The organism is Rhodococcus sp. IEGM1339 (assembly GCF_050321925.1).
Classification (GTDB): domain Bacteria; phylum Actinomycetota; class Actinomycetes; order Mycobacteriales; family Mycobacteriaceae; genus Rhodococcus; species Rhodococcus pyridinivorans.
Genome location: NZ_JBNQFT010000001.1, coordinates 454270 through 473508 on the forward strand (window position 1 = coordinate 454270; position 19239 = coordinate 473508).

Consider the following 19239-nt stretch of genomic DNA (forward strand, 5'->3'; position numbering starts at 1 on the left):
GCCTACCAGGGTAGGACGTTCACGCCATGACCTACGACACGCCGTCGGAGTCCCCCGTCCCCCGTATCCGTGGACGTAACAACGTCGACGGCGTGCTGCAGGGCCACGAGTGTGTCGGCCGCCACCATCGCGTCGCAGTGTGGAAGCGCGGCGGACATCGACCCGGTCGAGGGCGTGAAACCGGCCTGCCCGGCCCGGGGGTTGAGCCACACCAGCCGGTGCGCGCGACGCCGGATCCTGGCCAGGACGTGGGCGAGTTCGGTGGGATCGTCGCTGTCCCAACCGTCGGACGCGACAACGACGATCGCTCCGCGCATCAGGTGTCCGTGATGGGAGGCGACCACCTCGGCGAGCGAACCGGCGATGCGGGTGCCTCCGAACCGCGTCCGTACCCGCTCGTTGGCGACGCCGATCGCCTGATCGACCGACCGGTGCCGGAGGACCGGCGTCAGACGCGCAGCTGTGGTGGAGAACACGAAGACCTCAGCCGTTCCGGTGTGGGCGAGCGCACGCACGAGATGCAGATATACCCCGATGTAGGGACGCATGGAACGGCTGACATCGCAGAACACGACGACCTGCCGCCGGCGTCGACCCGATCTCGTGCGGATCAGCCGGAGCGGCTCGAACCCCGTGCCGCGGGAGGCTGCGATGCTCGCGCGGATGTCGACGCGTCCGGTGTGGCGTTGCACCCGGCGGCGGGTGCGGCGGATCGCCCAGCGCGCTCCGGCCGCCTCGATCCATGTCTCGAGGAGTGCGAGTTGCGCCGGGTCGAGGTCGTCGAACCGCTGATCGGCGATCTCGGCCAGTGCGCTCGCCACCTCGCGCCCCGGGCGGCCGGGTGCCCGCTCCCCCTCTGCGGATTCGACGATCGTCCTGGTGACCCATGGAACGTCGTGCCCGGAAGTGGGAACCCCGATGGGCCGGCTGGGTCCGTCCGGTGTCGACGCCCCCGGCGCGCCTTCGTCCTCGGGTCCCGTGCGACGGGCGTGCGGGTCGAGCGGAACTGGTGCCTCGCCGAACACCCGGTCGAAGACCGTATCGAAGGTGGACAGGCTCTCGTACCGGTCGACGAGGGTGAGCCGCGCGGTCCAGTACAACCGAGTCCGCGTGGTTGGCGGACACGCACGCAAGCCGCGCGTGAAGGTCGCCGCTCCGTCCGCCGGGACCACGATCCCGGCGGACCTGAGCCGGTCGACCAACGCGACTGTGAAGGCGGCGTGATCGACCCCGGGGAGCAGCCCGGCGCTCATTACACTTCGGTGGAGACGAAGCGGGTCAGCGCCTCCCCCAGCGCGTCGCCGTCGTCGGGAGTCTTCGCCAGTGCCGCGAGCGACATCGCCGCTTCGGGCCGGACGAGGTCGGTGACACCGAGCGCGGCGAGGGCCGATACCCAGTCGATGGTCTCCGCGATTCCGGGTGCCTTGTCGAGATCGAGTCCGCGGGCCACCGCGACGAAATCTGTGGCACGTTCGACGAGCGCGAGGTTCGCCGATGGCACCGTGCGACGCAGGATCGCCACCGCCCGGGCGCGGTCGGGGTAGTCGATCCAGTGGTACAGGCAACGTCGCCGCAGTGCGTCGTGTAGGTCGCGGCTCCGATTCGAGGTCAGCACGACAACGGGCGGGCGGGTCGCGGTGAGGGTGCCGAGTTCGGGAATGGTGACGGCGAACTCCCCCAGGAACTCGAGCAGCAACGCCTCGAATTCGTCGTCGGCACGGTCGATCTCGTCGACGAGCAGAACGGCGGGTGTGTCGCCGCGGTGGCGGACGCAGCGCAGGATGGGGCGTTCGAGGAGGTATTCCTCGGAGTACAGGTCGGCTTCGGCGGGAACGTCGCCGCGCGCCTCGGCGAGCCGGATCGCGAGCAACTGGCGTTGGTAGTTCCAGTCGTAGAGGGCCTCGGCGACCGACAGTCCCTCGTAGCACTGCAACCGGATCAGCGGGCTGCCGAGAATCTGCGCGAGCACCTTGGCGGCAGTGGTCTTGCCGACCCCAGGTTCGCCCTCGAGCAACAGCGGTCGCCCCAATGCGACGGAGAGGTGGATCGCGGCGGCGGTGCCCTGATCGAGTAGGTGATCGTGGCTGTCGAATCTGGCCATCACGTCGTCGACGCCGGTGAAGATGCCCGGAGAGGACGGGTCGGTCACGCGACGTCGTCCTTCTCGAAGCGGCTGCGGCAACCCGGGCAGCAGAACCACATCGTCCGGCCCGCAACGACGAGGTGCGGGGTGGACTCGGTGATCGTGACGGTCATCCCGCACACCGGGTCGACGGCCGTCTGCGGCTTCGACTCCGTCTCCCTCGGCACCTCGACGCGTCGACAACTCTCCTCGGAGGGGCGGACGAGGCTGCCGCTGCGCGCGACTCGCACGATGTCGGCCACGATCGACAGACCGATCTCCGCAGGGGTGCGGGCACCGATATCGAGCCCGACCGGGGTGTGCACGTGGGCACGCTCGTCGTCGGTCGGATCCACCTCGTCGAGCACCGCGGCGCCACGGGTGTGACTGGCGACCAGACCGATATAGCGGCTTCCGGCGTCGAGCGCCGCGCGGATCACACTCCCCTCGTCGCCTCCGTGACTCGCGACGATCACCACCGACGCCTCGGCAGGCACTCGCGTCCCGCGGATCCGTTCCACCGAGTAGTCGACGCGCCGCGCGAAGTCGCTCACGGCGTCGGCCACGGGCGAGTCCCCGAAGACGGCCACCACGAGCGCAGGCATCCGCGGCTCGAGAAAGATCTCGGTGGCCCCACCGGACATGCACGGGTTGACCGCGATCGTCGCCCCCGGGGTGTCGGGGAACTCGGCGGCTCCGGCCGGCAGCACCCGTAGGAGCATGCTCTCCCCTCGCTCGAGCACCGTGCGGGACATTTCGCGCACCGAGTTCTCGGTGCACTGTCCGCCGACGAACCCCTCGATCGTGCCGTCGGCGTGGACGAGCGCCCGGTCGCCCGAGTGCGCGGACGTCGGCGGCTGTGCCCGTACGACGGTCGCTTCCACGAACGGGCGGCGTTCGCTGCGCAACTGTGCTGCCCGCACCGCAAGGTCCATGTCCTCGTACTCCGCTCGTTCCACTCGAATCCTTCTGTCGCGTCGCTCAGATCGGCGGGGTCGCGCGACCCTGCATGGCTTCCCACACCCGCGACGGTGTCAACGGCATGTCGGCGTGCCGGACGCCGAGGGGTTTCAACGCATCGACCACGGCGTTGACGATCGCGGGTGGGGAACCGACCGTGGCGGATTCGCCGATGCCCTTCGCGCCGATCGGGTGATGCGGTGACGGAGTGACGGTGAACGCCGTCTCGAGCGTGGGTACCTCGAGGGCGGTGGGGATCAGGTAGTCCATGAACGACCCGCCCAGGCAGGTGCCGTTCTCGTCGAACGAGATCATCTCCATCAGGGCCATGCCGATCCCGTCGACGATGCCACCGTGCACCTGCCCTTCGATGATCATCGGGTTGATGCGGGTGCCGCAGTCGTCCACGGCCAGGAACCTGCGGATCTTCACCTCCGCGGTGCCGGGATCGACGTCGACGACACAGAAGTAGGCGCCATAGGGATAGGTGAGGTTCTCGGGGTTGTAGCAGATCTGCGCCTCGAGACCGCCTTCGAGACCTTCGGGCAGATCGCCGGCGCCGTGGGCCCGCATCGCGATGTCCTGGATCGTGACCGCCGCCGACGGGTCGCCCTTGACTCGGAAGGTGCCCTTCTCCCATTCGAGATCGGCGACGGAGACCTCGAGCATGCCCGATGCGATGATCTTCGCCTTGTCGCGCACCTTGCGGGCTACCAGCGCGGCGGCCGCGCCGGACACCGGTGTCGAGCGGCTTCCGTAGGTGCCGAGCCCGAAGGGGGTGTTGTCGGTGTCTCCGTGGACGACGTCGATGTCGTCGGGCGGGATGCCGATCTCCTCCGCGACGATCTGCGCGAAAGTCGTCTCGTGTCCTTGCCCCTGGGACTGCACCGACAATCTCACCACGGCCTTGCCGGTGGGATGGACACGCAGTTCGCAGCCGTCGGCCATGCCGAGACCGAGGATGTCCATGTCCTTGCGCGGACCGGCGCCGACGGCCTCGGTGAAGAACGACATGCCGATACCCATCAGCTCACCCCGTGCGCGGCGTTCGGCCTGCTCGCGGCGCAGCTCGTCGTAGCCGACGATGTCCATGGCCTTGCGCATGGTGGTCTCGTAGTCGCCCGAGTCGTACTTCCAGCCGGTCTTGCTCGTGTAGGGGAACTGATCAGGGCGCAGGAGGTTTTTCAGGCGCAGTTCCGCAGGGTCCATGTCGAGGTCGTAGGCGAGGCAGTCGACGAGCCGTTCGACGAAGTACACGGCCTCGGTGATGCGGAACGAGCAGGCGTAGGCGACGCCGCCGGGTGCCTTGTTGGTGTAGACCGCGGTCATGTGGGAGTAGGCGGCCTCGATGTCGTAACTGCCGGTGAACACACCGAAGAAGCCGGCCGGATATTTCACCGGGGCCGCGGTGGCGTTGAAGGCGCCGTGGTCGGCGAGGACACGGGACCTGATCGCGAGGATGCGACCTTCCTTCGTCGCCGCGATCTCCCCGACCATGATGTAGTCGCGTGCGAAGCCGGTGCTCATGAGGTTCTCGCTGCGGTCCTCCATCCACTTCACCGGATGACCGGTGACCAGCGACGCGACGATCGCTCCGACGTAGCCGGGGTAGATGGGGACCTTATTGCCGAATCCCCCGCCGATGTCGGGTGAGATGACGCGGATCTTGTGCTCGGGCAGACCCGCCACCAGCGCGTACAGCGTGCGATGGGCGTGCGGGGCCTGTGTGGTGGACCAGAGCGTCAGCTTCCCGGAGATCCGGTCGTAATCGGCGACCGCACCGCAGGTCTCCATCGGCGCGGGATGCACGCGTGGATAGACGATCTCCTGCCGGGTGACGACGTCGGCCTTCGCGAAGACCGCGTCGGTGGCCGCGGCATCGCCGGTTTCCCAGTCGAAGCAGTGGTTGTCGGTCTTGCCGTCGAGATCGGTCCGGATCACCGGTGCCTCGGGCGACAGGGCCGTGCGCACGTCGACGACCGGGTCGAGCATCTCGTAGTCGACGTCGATCAGTTCGAGGGCGTCGCGCGCCGAGTAGTGGTCGTCGGCGACGACGAAGGCGACCTCCTGACCGTGGAAGCGCACCTTGTCGGTGGCCAGCACGGCCTGTACGTCGTTCGACAGCGTCGGCATCCAGGCGAGCCCCTTCTCTGCCAGATCGGCGCCCGTGATCACCGCCCGCACCTTCGGGTGCGCGAGGGCGGCGGACGTATCGATGCCGTTGATGCGCGCATGCGCAACCGGCGATCGGAGCACAGCGAGATGCAGCATGCCGGGCAGCCGGACGTCGTCGACGTAGTTGCCGCGGCCCCGCACGAACCGCGGGTCCTCCTTGCGCAGCATCCGGCCGTGTCCGCACGGCTTGCCATCGTTGTCCTGTTCCTCCGGGCGTGTGTCCGGTTCGACCGCGGTCATCACAACACCTCCGTGGGTTGCGCCTTCGAGGAGTGTTCGGCGGCCCACCGGACCGACCGGACGATGGTGGTGTAGCCGGTGCAGCGGCAGATCTGCCCGGAGATCGCCTCGCGGATCGTCGCCTCGTCGGGGTCGGGATCGCGGTCGAGCAGGGACCGCGCGGTGATCATCATTCCCGGGGTGCAGAAGCCGCACTGCAGTCCGTGGCAGCGCACGAAGCCTTCCTGCACGGGGTCGAGGACACCGTCGCGTTCGAGTCCCTCGACGGTGAGCACCTCGTGGCCGGCGGCCATGACCGCCAGCGTGGTGCACGACTTCACCGGCTCGCCGTCCACGGCGACGACACACGTACCGCAGTTGCTCGTGTCGCAACCCCAGTGGGTTCCGGTCAGACCGAGGTAGTCGCGCAGGAAGTGCACGAGCAGCGTCCGGGGTTCGACGTCGGCGGTGACACTCTCGCCGTTGACCGTCATCGAGATCTGCATCGGTTCATACCCTTTCGGTGACGCCGAGACGTTCGGCGGATTGGCGCAGGGCCCGCACCGTCAACTCCGATGCGAGGTGACGCTTGTAGGCGGCGGTGCCGCGCTGATCGGTCTCGGGATCGCATGCCGACGCGGCCGCCGCTCCCGCCTCGCGGAAGAGTTCCTCCGAGGCCGGCGAGCCGCGCAACAGCTCGGACACCCTCGACAGCGCCGCCTCGTCGGCGCGCACCGCCGTCAGCCCGACACGCGCGTCGGTGATGCGTCCGTCGTCCGACATCCACAGCGCGGCGCCCGCGGCGGCCACCGCCCAGTCGCCGGTGCGACGCTCGACCTTCTCGTACGCACTGGCCCCGGTGCCCTTCCTCGGCAGCCGCACCTCGACGAGCAGTTCGTTCGGGGCGACCGCCGTCTCGTAGGGGCCGAGATGGAAGTCGTGGAAATCGAGCTCGCGCACCCCGCCCGGTCCGCGTACGACGCAGGTCGCGCCGAGCACTGCACACACGGTGGACAGATCCTCGGCAGGATCTGCCTGACACAACGACCCACCGAGCGTTCCACGATTGCGGACGACAGGATCGGCGATCACGCGCTCGGCATCGCGGAAGATCGGGAAGACCTCGGCGAGTTCGTCGGATTCGAGAAGCCGGCGGTGCCGGACCAGGGCACCGAGGCGCACGGACCCGGGTTCGAACACGATGTGATCGAGTTCGTCCGCGAGATCGTTGATGTCGATCAAGTACTCCGGATTCGCGAGCCGAAGTTTCATCATCGGCAGCAGACTGTGCCCGCCGGCGACGACCCGGGCCCCCTCTCCGTGCCGGTCGAGCAACTCGACGGCGTGATCCACTCCGGTGGCACGCTCGTACTCGAATGGGCCAGGAACCTGCATGAAGAACTCCCGCCATCAGGTGGCGCGGACCGGTTTCCCCCACCAGCCGCCCACGATTCCCCCTTGGTGCGCTCATAGTAGACCCGACTCGAGATCGATGCGACGAAACGGGCGAATCGGAATCGAATCGTTCCCTTGCGGTCGACGGTGTGTGCCGTAACGCCGCCGTCGTCCGGAGTCCTCGGCGGTGCGAGCGGATAGCGTGGAAGGAGCCGACCGGCGGACCCGACGGGAGCACCACACAGATCCATGGACGTGATCAACGAATTCATCATCGGCCAGGCCGCAGCCCTGTGGGTCTACCCGTTGCTCTTCGCCGTGTGCATCCTCGACGGCTTCTTCCCCCCGGTGCCCAGCGAGACCGTCCTGGTGACCCTGTCGTCCCTCTCCGGCTCGACCGGGCGTCCTTACCTGTGGATCGTCATCGTGCTCGCGGCGCTCGGCGCGATCATCGGTGACAACATCGCGTACGCGATCGGACGGAAGGTCGGTACCGAACGGTTCCGGTGGATGCGCCGCCCGAGGGCACGAGCCGCTTTCGCGTGGGCGCGGCGCGGACTCGACAAGCGCGGCGCCGCAGTGATCCTCACGGCGCGATACATCCCGATCGGCCGGATCGCTGTGAACATGACGGCCGGAGCGACCCGCTACCCGCGGCAGAAGTTCGTGCCGCTCACGATCCTCGGTGGCACGACCTGGGCGCTGTACTCGGCGTTCGTGGGGCGCCTCGTCGGCGGTTGGTTCGAATCGCAGCCGCTGTTCGGCGCCGCGGTCGCCATCTGCGTCGCGGTGGTCCTGGGTGTCGGAATCGACCATCTCATCCAACGGTTCAAGACCGGTCGAGTGGACGTTCCGCGGGGCGAATCGAGCCCCGATGACGAACGGGGCAGCACGCTCGAGCGCTGACCCCGGCGGGTACGAGGGTGTGTGCGGCGACCTCGGGGAGCACCCGCTAAGATTCTGGCCGCGCCTCCGTAGCTCAGCTGGATAGAGCAAGAGCCTTCTAATCTCTAGGTCGCAGGTTCGAGTCCTGCCGGGGGCACCTCGACCGCCGGCGGACCACCCGTCGCGGGGCCGCACATCATACCGGTGAACCGGGCATTTCGCCCGGCAGACAGGCCGTTCGGATCGTGTGTTTCTCATCCCACCTTGCCGCAGGGTTAACACATGCTAAGGGCCACGTCCTATAGTTCTCGTCGTAAATCCCGTGTTACAGAATCCTCACAGAGTCAGGTAGGTGGGCGTGTCGACATCGGACCGCATCGAAGAGATCTACGAGCAGGTCAAGGCCCGCAACGCAGGTGAACCCGAATTCCACCAGGCTGCGGCCGAAGTGTTCGAGTCTCTGCATGTCGTGCTCGAGCGGCACCCCGGATACTTCGAATCCGGTCTGATCGAGCGCCTGTGCGAGCCGGAGCGGCAGATCATCTTCCGCGTGCCGTGGATCGATGATCAGGGTAACGTCCACGTCAACCGTGGCTTCCGCGTGCAGTACAACAGCGTTCTCGGCCCCTATAAGGGCGGGCTGCGCTTCCACCCGAGCGTCAACCTCGGCATCGTCAAGTTCCTCGGCTTCGAGCAGATCTTCAAGAACGCCCTCACCGGCCTGCCCATCGGCGGCGGCAAGGGCGGCTCGGACTTCGACCCCAAGGGTCGCTCCGAGCAGGAGATCATGCGCTTCTGCCAGTCGTTCATGACCGAGCTGCACCGCCACATCGGTGAGTACACCGACGTCCCGGCCGGTGACATCGGCGTCGGCGGCCGCGAGATCGGGTACCTGTTCGGCCAGTACAAGCGCCTCACCAACTCCTACGAGTCCGGCGTCCTTACCGGCAAGGGCCTGACCTGGGGTGGTTCGCAGGTGCGCAAGGAGGCCACCGGTTACGGCGCGGCCTACTTCGTCAACGAGATGGCCAAGACCGCCGGCACCTCGCTCGACGGCCGCACCGCCGTCGTCTCGGGTTCGGGCAACGTCGCGATCTACGCCATCGAGAAGATCCACCAGCTCGGCGGCACCGCGATCGCGTGCTCCGACTCCTCCGGCTACATCGTCGACCGCAAGGGCCTCGACGTCGCTCTCCTCAAGGAGATCAAGGAGGTCCGCCGCGGACGCATCTCCGAGTACGTCGACGAGCGCGGCGACGCCGAGTTCTTCCCCGGCGGCAACATCTGGAACGTGCCGTGCGACGTCGCACTGCCGTGCGCCACGCAGAACGAACTCGACGAGGACTCGGCGAAGACCCTCGTCAACAACGGCGTGAAGATCGTCGCCGAGGGCGCCAACATGCCCACCACCCCGGGCGGCATCAGTGTCTTCCGTGACGCCGGAGTCGCCTTCGCGCCCGGCAAGGCCGCCAACGCCGGTGGTGTGGCGACCTCGGCGCTGGAGATGCAGCAGAACGCCTCGCGCGACTCGTGGCACTTCGACTACACCGACGAGCGTCTCGCCGGGATCATGGCGGACATCCACGGCCGCTGCGTCGAGACCGCCGCCGAGTACGGCAAGCCGGGCGACTACATCCACGGCGCCAACATCGCCGGCTTCGTGAAGGTCGCCGACGCCATGTTCGCACTGGGCGTCATCTGACGCTGTGTTCGCACCGGGCGTCATCTGACGCTGTGTTCGCACCGGGCGTCATCTGACGACTGACTCTTCATGCGAAGTGCGGGTACCGACGAGTTCGGTACCCGCACTTCGCGTTTCGGGTGAAGGGTCGTCCCGCCGGAGAGTGCGGGGACGGCGACTCTAGCGGACGATCTCGCGGCGGTCGTCGGGGAGCCGGCGTGTGCGACCCGCCTTGTCGAGCCGGTCGAGCAACGGCAGGACCACCCGCCGTGTCGTTCCCAGGCGTTCGCGCGCGGCACTGGTCGTGAAGGGCTGGTCCAATTCGCCCAGCAGCTCCACGGCCGTGTCGGCGGCGTCGGGGAGCAGGACGATGCCCGGGCCCGCCCGCCACAACCGTCCGCTGCGTTCGGCCGCGCCGAGGGCCCGGTCGTCGAGGCCGAGCTCGCGTAGGCGATCGGCGGTCGGGGCCGCGAACGGGGCGGCCGACAGGTCGCGGCGCACCTGCTCGACGGCTTTGCGGATCTTCGGCGGTAGACCGTCGGCGCCGGGAGCGATCACCCGCCCCCCGACCACTTCGAGCGGAGGTCGCACCAGCGCCCGGACGAGGTCCGGTGTGGGAAGACGCAGCTGCGACGCCAGCACCGTCAACGGCGCCGCCGGATCCAGTGGATGGGTGCGGGCATGGGCCTGCACGAGTGTGGGCAGCCGGTCGGCGACGGTCTTCGCGAGACCGGGTGCGACGAGCCAAGGCCCGACCGTCAGGTGCTCTCCCCGTGCGAGTGGGATGCCCAACTGTCGCAACCGTTGCCGGTGCAGGAGTCCGCGGCGGGCGAGTTCGTCGGCCAGGTGCGGCGTCCCGTCGGCCCCTGCCAGTTGCAGCGCGCGGCGTGCCGCCGCGCCGCGACGCCGGAATCGGGGTGGATCGGGGTCGAGAACGTCGGCTCGCCAGATCATCCGGCGGCCCGGGTCGCGCAGCAACGCGCGGTCGCCGATCCGCAGGGGCAGCGGGCGGTCGAGGGTGAGCCGGACGAGATCGTCTGCCAGCGGACGGCACCGGACACCGACGTCCGCGGCTCCGATGTGCAGCACCGGAGCGACGGGCGGCCGGTCGTCGCCGCTGATCCGAACGTCGACGACGGTGGTGTGGTGCCACGCGCCGGGCGTGACGAGCACACTGCCCCGTCCCAGATCGTCGACCCGGCCGGTGAGATTGAGGGCGACCCTGGCCACGCCGCTCACCGCGCTCCGGTCGCGACCGAGTGCCTGCACGCTGCGGACCCGCAGCGGCGTGTCCCCCAGCACGAGGGTGTCCCCCACGCGCACCGTGCCCGCGGGAAGGGTTCCGGTGACGACGGTTCCGGATCCACGCACGGTGAACCGGCGGTCCACCCAGAGCCGGACGTCGGCCTGCGGATCGGGGTCCGGAAGCGAGGCGACCATCGTCGTCAGTGCGCTCCGGAGGTCGTCGAGGCCCATCCCGGTGCGCCCGCTCACGGCGACGACGGGCGCCCCCGCCAGACTCGTGCGGGCGACCTCCGCCGCGGCCCGCGCGGCCGCGGGTCCCGGATCGGCGAGATCGGCCCGGGTAACGGCGACGACCGCGTGGCGCACGCGGAGCGCGTCGAGTGCTGCGAGGTGTTCGGCCGCCTGCGGCATCCACGGATCGTCGGCGGCCACCACGAACAGCGCGGCCGGGACCGATCCCACTCCGGAGAGCATCGTCGTCAGGAATCGCTCGTGCCCGGGGACGTCGACGAAGGCGACCTCCCCCACCTCTGGCCAGGACGTCCAGCAGTAGCCGAGCTCGATGGTCAGTCCTCGTCGCCGTTCCTCGGCGAGCCGATCCGGGTTCGCACCGGTGAGCGCCTCGACCAGCGTCGACTTGCCGTGATCGACGTGACCGGCGGTCGCGACGACCTGCATCAGGATCCTTCGCGAGCGGCCACGCGCGTCACGGCGTCGATCAGCTCGCCGTCCTCGGCGGGGTCGACCGCGAGCAGGTCGAGCAGCAACCGGCCGCGTTCGACGCGGCCGACGACGGGGTGCCCACCGAGCCGCAACGGGAGTGCGAGATGTTCGGGCAGGGCGATCGCGACGCTCGGCAGGACGACGTCCGGGGCGCCACCGCCCCCGACGACGCCGTCGGAGTCGACCACCTCGGGTTGGCACTCCGAGGGCAGCGCCACGCAGATCGCCTGTGCGCGGGCGCGGAGATCTTCCGGGCGGGAGGCCAGCGCCGACGCCACGGGTGGCATCGGTCCCGTCAGGGTCGCTTCGAGAGCGGCCAGGGTGAGCTTGTCGACGCGCAGCGCCCGCGCGAACGGGTCGCGCCGTAGGCGTTCCACGAGTTCGGCCCGTCCGAGCAGCAGGCCGGCCTGCGGACCGCCGAGGAGCTTGTCGCCCGAGGCAGTCACCAGGTCGGCGCCGGCACGCAGCGCGGTGGTGGCGTCGGGTTCGTTCGACAGCCGCGGATGCGGCGCGAGCAGACCCGATCCGATGTCGACCACGACGGGCGGTCCGAGTCCGGAGAGTTCCCGGACCGACACCGACGACGTGAAGCCGCTGACGGTGAAGTTCGAGGGATGCACCTTGAGGACGAAGGCGGTGTCGTCGTCGACGGCCGCGGCGTAGTCGCTCAGGCGCACGCGGTTGGTGGTGCCGACCTCACGCAGCGTCGCGCCCACGGATTCCAGCAGTTCCGGGATCCGGAAGCCGTCACCGATCTCGACCAGTTCGCCCCGTGCGATCACGATCGAGCGACCACCGCGTGTGAGCACCCGGGTGACCAGGGCGAGAGCCGCGGCACCGTTGTTGACGACGTGGATGCCGCCGGCGTCGGGTACCTGTTCGGCGAGTGCTTCGAGGGCGCCGCGTCCTCGCCGTCCGCGCCGACCGGTGGCCAGGTCGAGTTCGACGTCGGTGGCGCCCGCCGCGGTGGACACCGCCTCGACCGCCGCTCGGGACAGCGGGGCGCGACCGAGATTGGTGTGCACCACCACGCCGGTCGCGTTGACGACGCGGCGCAGGGTGGTCGCCTGCTGCGGCAGCGACGCGACCGCGACGTCGGCGACGGCATCGGGCCCGATCTCGCCGTCGCGGCACCGTTGCTGGGCCGCGACGACGGTCTGCTTGACCAGTCGGGCGCCGAGCCGGTCGACGGCCTCGCGCAGGCGCGGATCGGCCAGGACCTGGTCGGTGCGGGGAACGTCCCGCCTCGGATCCGGCACGCGCTCCTCATCCCACGGTCGGCGAAAACTTTTGGCGGAGGCGGACGGGAATCGAACCCGCCCAGCCCAGATACTGGGCCACAACGGTTTTGAAGACCGCGACCGTCACCAGACGAGAACCACCTCCGCGCTCACCCTAACCGAAGTCGGGCCCTCGGTTACGACTCGCCCGTATGTTTGGGTTCATGACCGCACACGTCGACTTTCCCGAGGGCGCCATCCGACTCACCCAGTACGCCGCCGGCGGCGGGTGCGCATGCAAGGTTCCGCCGGGTGAACTCGAGCGGGTGCTCGGCGGTCTGCAGGGTGGACGGGCCTCCGGCGAACTGTTGGTGGGTGTGGAGAACGGCGACGACGGAGCCGCGGTCCGGATCGATCCGGCGCCCGACGGGAGCGGCCGGGCCGTCATCGTGACGGCCGACTTCTTCACCCCGGTCGTCGACGACGCCTACGACTGGGGACGGATCGCCGCCACCAACGCCATGTCCGACGTCTACGCGATGGGTGGCACGCCGATCATCGCGGTCAACCTCCTGGGCTGGCCGCGCGAGCTCATCCCGTTCGAACTCGCCGCCGAAGTCATGCGCGGCGGCGCCGACGCGTGCGCCGAGGCGGGTGCCCATCTCGCCGGCGGGCACAGCATCGACGACCGGGAGCCGAAGTACGGACTGGCGGTCACCGGTCTGGGCGATCCGGATCGCCTGCTGCGCAACGACGCTGCCACGCCCGGCCTGCCGCTGACTCTCACCAAGCCGCTCGGTCTCGGCATCCTGAACAACCGTCACAAGGCCACCGGCGAGCGTTTCGAGGAAGCGGTCGCGGTGATGACGACACTCAACCGCGAGGCGGCACAACTTGCGCACGAGGCCGGTGTCCGCGCCGCCACCGACGTCACCGGTTTCGGTCTGCTCGGCCATCTGATGAAGATGATGCGGGCCAGCGGCACGACCGCCGTGATCGACTCCGCGGCCGTGCCGTACGTCGCGGGAGCGCGCGAGTCGCTCGCGGAGGGATTCGTGCCCGGCGGGAGCCGTCGCAATCTCGATTGGGTCCGCGAGCAGGTCGACTCCGAGGTGGACGACGACGAACTACTCCTGCTCGCCGACGCTCAGACGTCCGGCGGTCTCCTGGTCGTCGGGGAGCTCCCCGGCCATCCGGTCATCGGGGAGGTGGTCCCCGCGGGCGAACACGCGATCCGGGTGCGCTGACCCCGACGACCGACGGACATGCCGACACACCTGCACGGGATCCGGATTAACCGGCACGAAGCGCGGGTAGACGGTAACTTCGGAACGAGAGCGCAGGAAAGGAGCACCGATGGCGGAGAAAGACACGTCCCTCCCCTGGCCCGTCCTGCGCCAGTTCCTCGGTAAGGACCTGCTCGGACGCGGCAAGGCCGCACGGTCCCGTCGTACCGAGGAGATCGAACCGCGCACCTCCACCGCCGATCGTGTCGCCCGCAGCGTGTGCCCCTACTGCGCTGTCGGATGCGGACAGAAGATCTTCGTCAAGGACGAAAAGGTCGTCCAGATCGAAGGCGATTCCGACAGCCCCGTGAACCGCGGGCGCTTGTGCCCCAAGGGCTCGGCGAGCAAGAACCTCGTCACCAGCGAGCTGCGAGAGACCCGGGTCCGCTACCGCCGGCCCTACGGCACCGAATGGGAAGACCTCGATCTCGACACGGCCATGGAGATGGTCGTCGACCGCGTGCTGAAGACCCGCCGCGAGACCTGGCAGGAATTCGACGACAAGGGCCACCGTGTCCGGCGCACGATGGGCATCGCCAGCCTCGGCGGTGCCACGCTGGACAACGAGGAGAACTACCTCATCAAGAAGCTGTTCACAGCGATGGGGGCGGTCCAGATCGAGAACCAGGCCCGCATATGACACTCCGCCACCGTCCCCGGTCTGGGGACCAGCTTCGGGCGCGGCGGCGCCACCGGCTACACAGCCGACCTGGCCAACGCTGACTGCATCATCATCCAGGGTTCCAACATGGCCGAAGCCCACCCGGTGGGCTTCCAGTGGGTCGTGGAGGCCCAGAAACGCGGTGCCCGCGTCATCCACATCGACCCGCGCTTCACCCGTACCAGCGCGGTGGCGGACAAGCACGTCCCGATCCGGGTCGGCAGCGACATCGCCTTCCTCGGCGGCATCGTCAACTACATCCTGAGCAACGAGCTGGACTTCCGCGAGTACGTCGTCAACTACACGAACGCCGCGGTGCTCGTCAGCGACAAGTTCGAGGACACCGACGATCTCGACGGGCTCTTCTCGGGCTTCGACCCCGAGAAGCGGACCTACGATCCGACGAGCTGGCAGTACGACGTGGAGGACGAATCCGGCGACCTGCACAGGTCGCAGGCCAACGGCTCCGACGAGCACGCCGAGCATCGGGACACGGCCGCGGGCCTGCAGAACGAGTCGCACGGCATGCAGACGGCGAGCCACCCGAGGCGCGACGAGACCCTACAGCACCCGCGGTGCGTCTACCAGGTGCTCAAGCGGCACTTCGCCCGCTACACCCCCGAGGTGGTCGAGCAGGTGTGCGGCGTCTCGCAGGAGGACTTCCTCGACGTCTGCCGCGCGTGGACCGAGAACTCCGGTCGGGAGCGGACGACGGCGCTCGTCTACAGCGTGGGCTGGACCCAGCACAGTGTCGGTGTGCAGTACATCCGCACCGGCGCGATCCTGCAGCTGCTGCTCGGCAACATGGGCCGCCCCGGCGGAGGCATCATGGCGCTGCGCGGTCATGCCAGCATCCAGGGCTCGACCGACATCCCGACGTTGTTCAACCTGTTGCCCGGCTACCTGCCGATGCCCGACGCGAACAAGCACCACTCGTTCACGGACTGGGTCGACAGCGTGCGCAACCCGGGCAGCAAGGGTTTCTGGTCGAAGGCCGACGCCTACGCGGTGAACCTGCTCAAGGCCTACTGGGGCGACGCGGCGACCGCCGACAACGACTACTGCTTCGACTACATGCCGAAGATCACCGGCGACCACGGCACCTACCGTTCGGTGCTCGACATGATCGATGGAAAGGTCAAGGGCTACTTCCTCCTCGGGCAGAACCCGGCCGTCGGCTCCGCCCACGGGCGCGCGCAGAGGCTCGGGATGGCGAACCTCGACTGGCTCGTGGTGCGCGACCTGTTCGAGATCGAGAGCGCCAACTTCTGGAAGGACTCCCCGGAGATCGAGACCGGTGAGATCGTGACCGAGGAGTGCGCCACCGAAGTGTTCCTCTTCCCGGCGGCCTCCTACGCCGAGAAGGAAGGCACCTTCACGCAGACCCAGCGGATGCTGCAGTGGCGGGAGAAGGCCGTCGAGCCGCCCGAGGACTGCCGCTCGGAACTGTGGTTCTTCTACCACCTCGGCCGCATGATGCGGGAGCGTCTGGCCGAGTCGACCGACGAGCGCGACCGTCCGCTGCTCGACCTGGCATGGGACTACCCCGTGCACGGCGAGTACGACGAGCCGAGTGCCGACGCAGTGCTCATGGAGATCAACGGCTACGACGTCGCGACCCGTCGGCCACTGTCGTCGTTCACCGAGATGAAGAACGACGGCTCCACCCTCGGTGGCTGCTGGATCTACACCGGGGTCTACGCCGACGGCGTCAACCAGGCCAACCGGCGTAAGTCCCGGCACGAGCAGTCGTTCGTGGCTCCCGAGTGGGGCTGGGCGTGGCCGATGAACCGCCGCATCCTGTACAACCGGGCATCCGCCGACCCCGAGGGCAGGCCGTGGAGCGAACGCAAGGCCTACGTGTGGTGGGACGAGGACGCACAGCAGTGGACGGGTGCGGACGTGCCGGACTTCGAGAAGACGAAGCCGCCGAGCTACCGCTCCCCCGACGGCGCCGACGGTGTCGAGGCGCTCGAAGGGATCGATCCGTTCATCATGCAAGGCGACGGCAAGGGTGCCCTCTACGCCCCCCAGGGGCTCGTCGACGGTCCGATGCCGACGCACTACGAACCGGTGGAGTCGCCGTTCCGCAATCCGCTCTACGCGCAGCAGGCCAACCCGACGCGCATGGAGTACCGGCGTGACGACAATCCGATGAACCCCTCACCGCCGGAAGAACACAGCGACGTGTTCCCCTTCGTGTTCACGACGAGTCGTCTCACCGAACACCACACCGCCGGCGGCATGAGCCGCTATCTCGAACATCTCGCCGAACTGCAACCGGAGATGTTCGTGGAGGTCTCCCCCGCCCTAGCGGCCGAACGCGGACTCGAGCACATGGGCTGGTGCCACGTCGTCACCGCCCGCTCTGCGATCGAGGGCCGGGTCCTGGTGACCGAGCGGTTGCGTCCGCTGAAGGTGGAGGGACGGACCGTCCACCAGGTGTGGATGCCCTATCACTGGGGCAGCGGCGGCATGGTGACCGGCGACTCGACCAACGATCTGATCGGAATCACGCTGGACCCCAACGTACTCATCCAGGAGAGCAAGGTCGGCACGTGCGACGTCCGGGCCGGACGTCGTCCGTCCGGAGCGGCATTGCGGGAGTACGTCGAGGGATATGCACGGCGGGCCGGGGTAACCGATGACGTGTACCCACCCATCGTGACGGTCCCGGACGGCGATACGGCCTCGGACGATCCACGTGACCCGGAGGAGGACGAGTGACCGGTCCCAACAGCTTCTTCGGACCGATCGACCCGGCACCCGATGCCGGGTACGAGGATCCGCCGGCTCGCAAGGGCTTCTTCACCGACACCAGTGTGTGCATCGGGTGCAAGGCCTGCGAGGTGGCCTGCAAGGAGTGGAACGACGTCCCCGAGAACGCCTTCGCGATGCTCGGCACCTCGTACGACAACAGTCATTCGCTCAACGCCAATCAGTGGCGGCACGTCGCCTTCATCGAGCGCCCTGCGGAGTCGAAACCGCCGGTCTCGCTGGGGATGCCGACCGTCGGCGCGACCCCGACGGAGCTTCCGGAGGAGGAGAAGCCGGACTTCCGCTGGTTGATGTCCTCGGACGTGTGCAAGCACTGCACCCACGCGGCGTGCCTCGACGTGTGCCCGACCGGGTCGCTGTTCCGCAGCGAGTTCGGCACGGTGGTCGTGCAGGACGACATCTGCAACGGCTGCGGATACTGCGTCGCTGCGTGCCCGTACGGCGTCATCGACCGTCGCAAGGGTCCAGAGGGCGACCCGAAGGTCGGTATCGCCCAGAAGTGCACGCTCTGTTACGACCGGCTCACCGACGGCCAGACCCCGTCCTGCGCGCAGGCGTGCCCCACGGAGTCGATCCAGTACGGCGACGTCGAGGAACTGCGCGCTCGCGCCGAGGAACGACTGGCCGCCCTGCACGAGCGCGGCGTGAGCGAGGCACGACTCTACGGCAACGATCCCGAGGACGGGGTCGGCGGGACCGGCGCCTTCTTCCTGCTCCTCGACGAACCGGAGGTCTACGGCCTGCCGCCGGATCCGGTGGTGACGACCAAGGATCTGCCGGAGATGTGGACCCGCGCCGCAGTGGCAGCGGTCGCGATGCTGGCGGGCGCCGCCGCGTCGTTCCTGAGGAGGCGCTGATGACCCAGGTGCAGCACGGCGGCAGCCCGGGCAACCCCCGCCGGTCCGGAGGTGGTCGCGGCGGCGACCGGGTGATGGTGCCGGAGGCCGACTTCGAGTCCTATTACGGACGCCAGATCGTGAAGCCGGCCCCGTGGGAACACGACATCGCGCTCTATCTGTTCACCGGCGGCGTGGCCGCGGGCAGCTCGCTGCTCGCCGCGGGTGCCGATCTCACGGGGCGGCCCGCCCTGCGTCGCGTCGCCCGATTCGGTTCGCTCACATCGCTGCTCGTCAGTGTCGGTGCGCTGGTTCACGATCTCGGCAAACCGAGCCGCTTCCTCAACATGCTGCGAGTCGCCAAACCGACCTCCCCGATGTCGGTCGGTACGTGGATCCTGTCGCTGCACGGTCCGTTCGCGGGCGTCGCGGCGGCCGCGGAGATCGCCGCGATGCTCCCCGCTCGGTGGAAGCGCGGGCCGGTGCGCCTGCTGCTCGCCCTGGGCCGGCCCGCCGGGATCGTGGGTGCACTGACGGCACCGCCGGTCGCCGCCTATACCGGAGTCCTGTTGTCCGACACCGCAACCCCAGCCTGGCACTCCGCCTTCAAGGAAATCCCCTTCGTGTTCTGTGGGTCGGCAGCGGCCGCATCGGGTGGTCTCGGACTGCTGGGTGCGCCGGTCGCCGAGGCCGGGCCGGCACGCGCCTTCGCCGTCGGCGGTGCGCTCGTCGAACTCGCGACCGAGCAGCAGATGGAGAAGTCGATGGGCCTGTCGGCCGAGACGCTCCACCAGGGCCGCCCCGGGCGACTGATGAGGGCCAGCAAGGCATTGACGGTGGCCGGCGCGCTCGGCGCACTCGCCGGCCGCCGCAATCGCGTGGTATCGGCAGTGTCCGGTGCCGCTCTCATGGCCGGTTCGCTGTGCACGCGACTCGGCGTCTACGAGGCCGGCATCGCGTCGGCGAAGGATCCCAAGTACACCGTCGTTCCCCAGCGTGAACGAGTCGATCGCGGGGAACCCGTTCGTTACCGCAGCTGAGATCCGGCTCGCG

The 19239-nt window shown here is 68.8% G+C and carries 14 protein-coding genes and 2 tRNA genes; 7 read left to right on the forward strand and 9 right to left on the reverse strand.

The annotated features are described in order from the left end of the window. Positions 1–2: 2 nt before the first annotated feature. From ACQR3U_RS02165 to ACQR3U_RS02190, 6 genes are read right to left on the reverse strand one after another with little or no spacing between them, the layout of a single operon-like run. On the reverse strand, positions 3–1253 hold the full coding sequence (locus ACQR3U_RS02165) for a vWA domain-containing protein (RefSeq protein ID WP_230809575.1): 1251 nt from the start codon (positions 1251–1253) through the stop codon (positions 3–5). Further along, positions 1253–2101 carry an AAA family ATPase gene (locus ACQR3U_RS02170; protein ID WP_230809632.1) on the reverse strand — a complete coding sequence of 283 codons (849 nt, stop codon included), beginning with the start codon at positions 2099–2101 and terminating at the stop codon, positions 1253–1255. The genes ACQR3U_RS02165 and ACQR3U_RS02170 overlap by 1 nt, the downstream gene beginning before the upstream one ends. 44 nt (positions 2102–2145) lie before the next feature. After that, positions 2146–3057 carry an XdhC family protein gene (locus ACQR3U_RS02175; protein WP_230809633.1) on the reverse strand — a complete coding sequence of 304 codons (912 nt, stop codon included), beginning with the start codon at positions 3055–3057 and terminating at the stop codon, positions 2146–2148. A 46-nt stretch (positions 3058–3103) separates the two neighbouring features. Further along, on the reverse strand, positions 3104–5497 hold the full coding sequence (locus ACQR3U_RS02180) for an aerobic carbon-monoxide dehydrogenase large subunit (RefSeq protein ID WP_006551114.1): 2394 nt from the start codon (positions 5495–5497) through the stop codon (positions 3104–3106). Beyond that, positions 5497–5982, reverse strand: coding sequence for a (2Fe-2S)-binding protein (locus ACQR3U_RS02185; RefSeq protein ID WP_230809576.1), 486 nt, complete (start codon positions 5980–5982; stop codon positions 5497–5499). Before ACQR3U_RS02185 ends, ACQR3U_RS02180 begins: the two co-directional genes overlap by 1 nt. Positions 5983–5986: 4 nt before the next feature. Beyond that, on the reverse strand, positions 5987–6871 hold the full coding sequence (locus ACQR3U_RS02190) for an FAD binding domain-containing protein (RefSeq protein WP_230809577.1): 885 nt from the start codon (positions 6869–6871) through the stop codon (positions 5987–5989). Between the two features lie 249 nt (positions 6872–7120). Between ACQR3U_RS02190 and ACQR3U_RS02195 the strand changes: the two genes are divergently transcribed. The 3 genes from ACQR3U_RS02195 (at position 7121) to gdhA (ending at position 9458) form a co-directional block, all read left to right on the forward strand. Beyond that, a complete protein-coding gene (locus ACQR3U_RS02195; protein ID WP_006551111.1) occupies positions 7121–7777 on the forward strand; it encodes a DedA family protein in 657 nt (218 codons plus the stop codon). Positions 7778–7839: 62 nt separating this feature from the next. Beyond that, positions 7840–7913 (forward strand) — tRNA-Arg (locus tag ACQR3U_RS02200). 201 nt (positions 7914–8114) lie between these two features. Beyond that, positions 8115–9458 carry an NADP-specific glutamate dehydrogenase gene (gdhA, locus tag ACQR3U_RS02205; protein ID WP_019289021.1) on the forward strand — a complete coding sequence of 448 codons (1344 nt, stop codon included), beginning with the start codon at positions 8115–8117 and terminating at the stop codon, positions 9456–9458. 159 nt (positions 9459–9617) lie between these two features. On the opposite strand, the gene selB is transcribed toward gdhA, so the two are convergent. The 3 genes from selB to ACQR3U_RS02220 form a co-directional block, all read right to left on the reverse strand. After that, positions 9618–11360 (reverse strand): selenocysteine-specific translation elongation factor, encoded by a 1743-nt coding sequence (gene selB / locus ACQR3U_RS02210; protein WP_024100549.1) that lies wholly within the window; start codon positions 11358–11360, stop codon positions 9618–9620. Beyond that, positions 11360–12664 carry an L-seryl-tRNA(Sec) selenium transferase gene (gene selA, locus ACQR3U_RS02215; protein WP_071934748.1) on the reverse strand — a complete coding sequence of 435 codons (1305 nt, stop codon included), beginning with the start codon at positions 12662–12664 and terminating at the stop codon, positions 11360–11362. Before selA ends, selB begins: the two co-directional genes overlap by 1 nt. Positions 12665–12696: 32 nt before the next feature. Next, positions 12697–12791, reverse strand: a tRNA-Sec gene (locus tag ACQR3U_RS02220). Positions 12792–12849: 58 nt separating this feature from the next. Between ACQR3U_RS02220 and selD the strand changes: the two genes are divergently transcribed. From selD to nrfD, 4 genes are all read left to right on the forward strand, one after another. Beyond that, positions 12850–13872 carry a selenide, water dikinase SelD gene (gene selD, locus ACQR3U_RS02225; protein ID WP_024100547.1) on the forward strand — a complete coding sequence of 341 codons (1023 nt, stop codon included), beginning with the start codon at positions 12850–12852 and terminating at the stop codon, positions 13870–13872. Between the two features lie 109 nt (positions 13873–13981). Then, a complete protein-coding gene (fdh, locus tag ACQR3U_RS02230) occupies positions 13982–17299 on the forward strand; it encodes a formate dehydrogenase (protein ID WP_230809578.1) in 3318 nt (1105 codons plus the stop codon). Then, entirely contained in the window at positions 17296–18207 is a 912-nt protein-coding gene (locus tag ACQR3U_RS02235) for a 4Fe-4S dicluster domain-containing protein (protein WP_024100544.1), read from the forward strand. Before fdh ends, ACQR3U_RS02235 begins: the two co-directional genes overlap by 4 nt. Beyond that, positions 18207–19226 (forward strand): NrfD/PsrC family molybdoenzyme membrane anchor subunit, encoded by a 1020-nt coding sequence (gene nrfD, locus ACQR3U_RS02240; RefSeq protein ID WP_230809579.1) that lies wholly within the window; start codon positions 18207–18209, stop codon positions 19224–19226. The genes ACQR3U_RS02235 and nrfD overlap by 1 nt, the downstream gene beginning before the upstream one ends. The last annotated feature ends 13 nt before the right edge of the window (positions 19227–19239 follow it).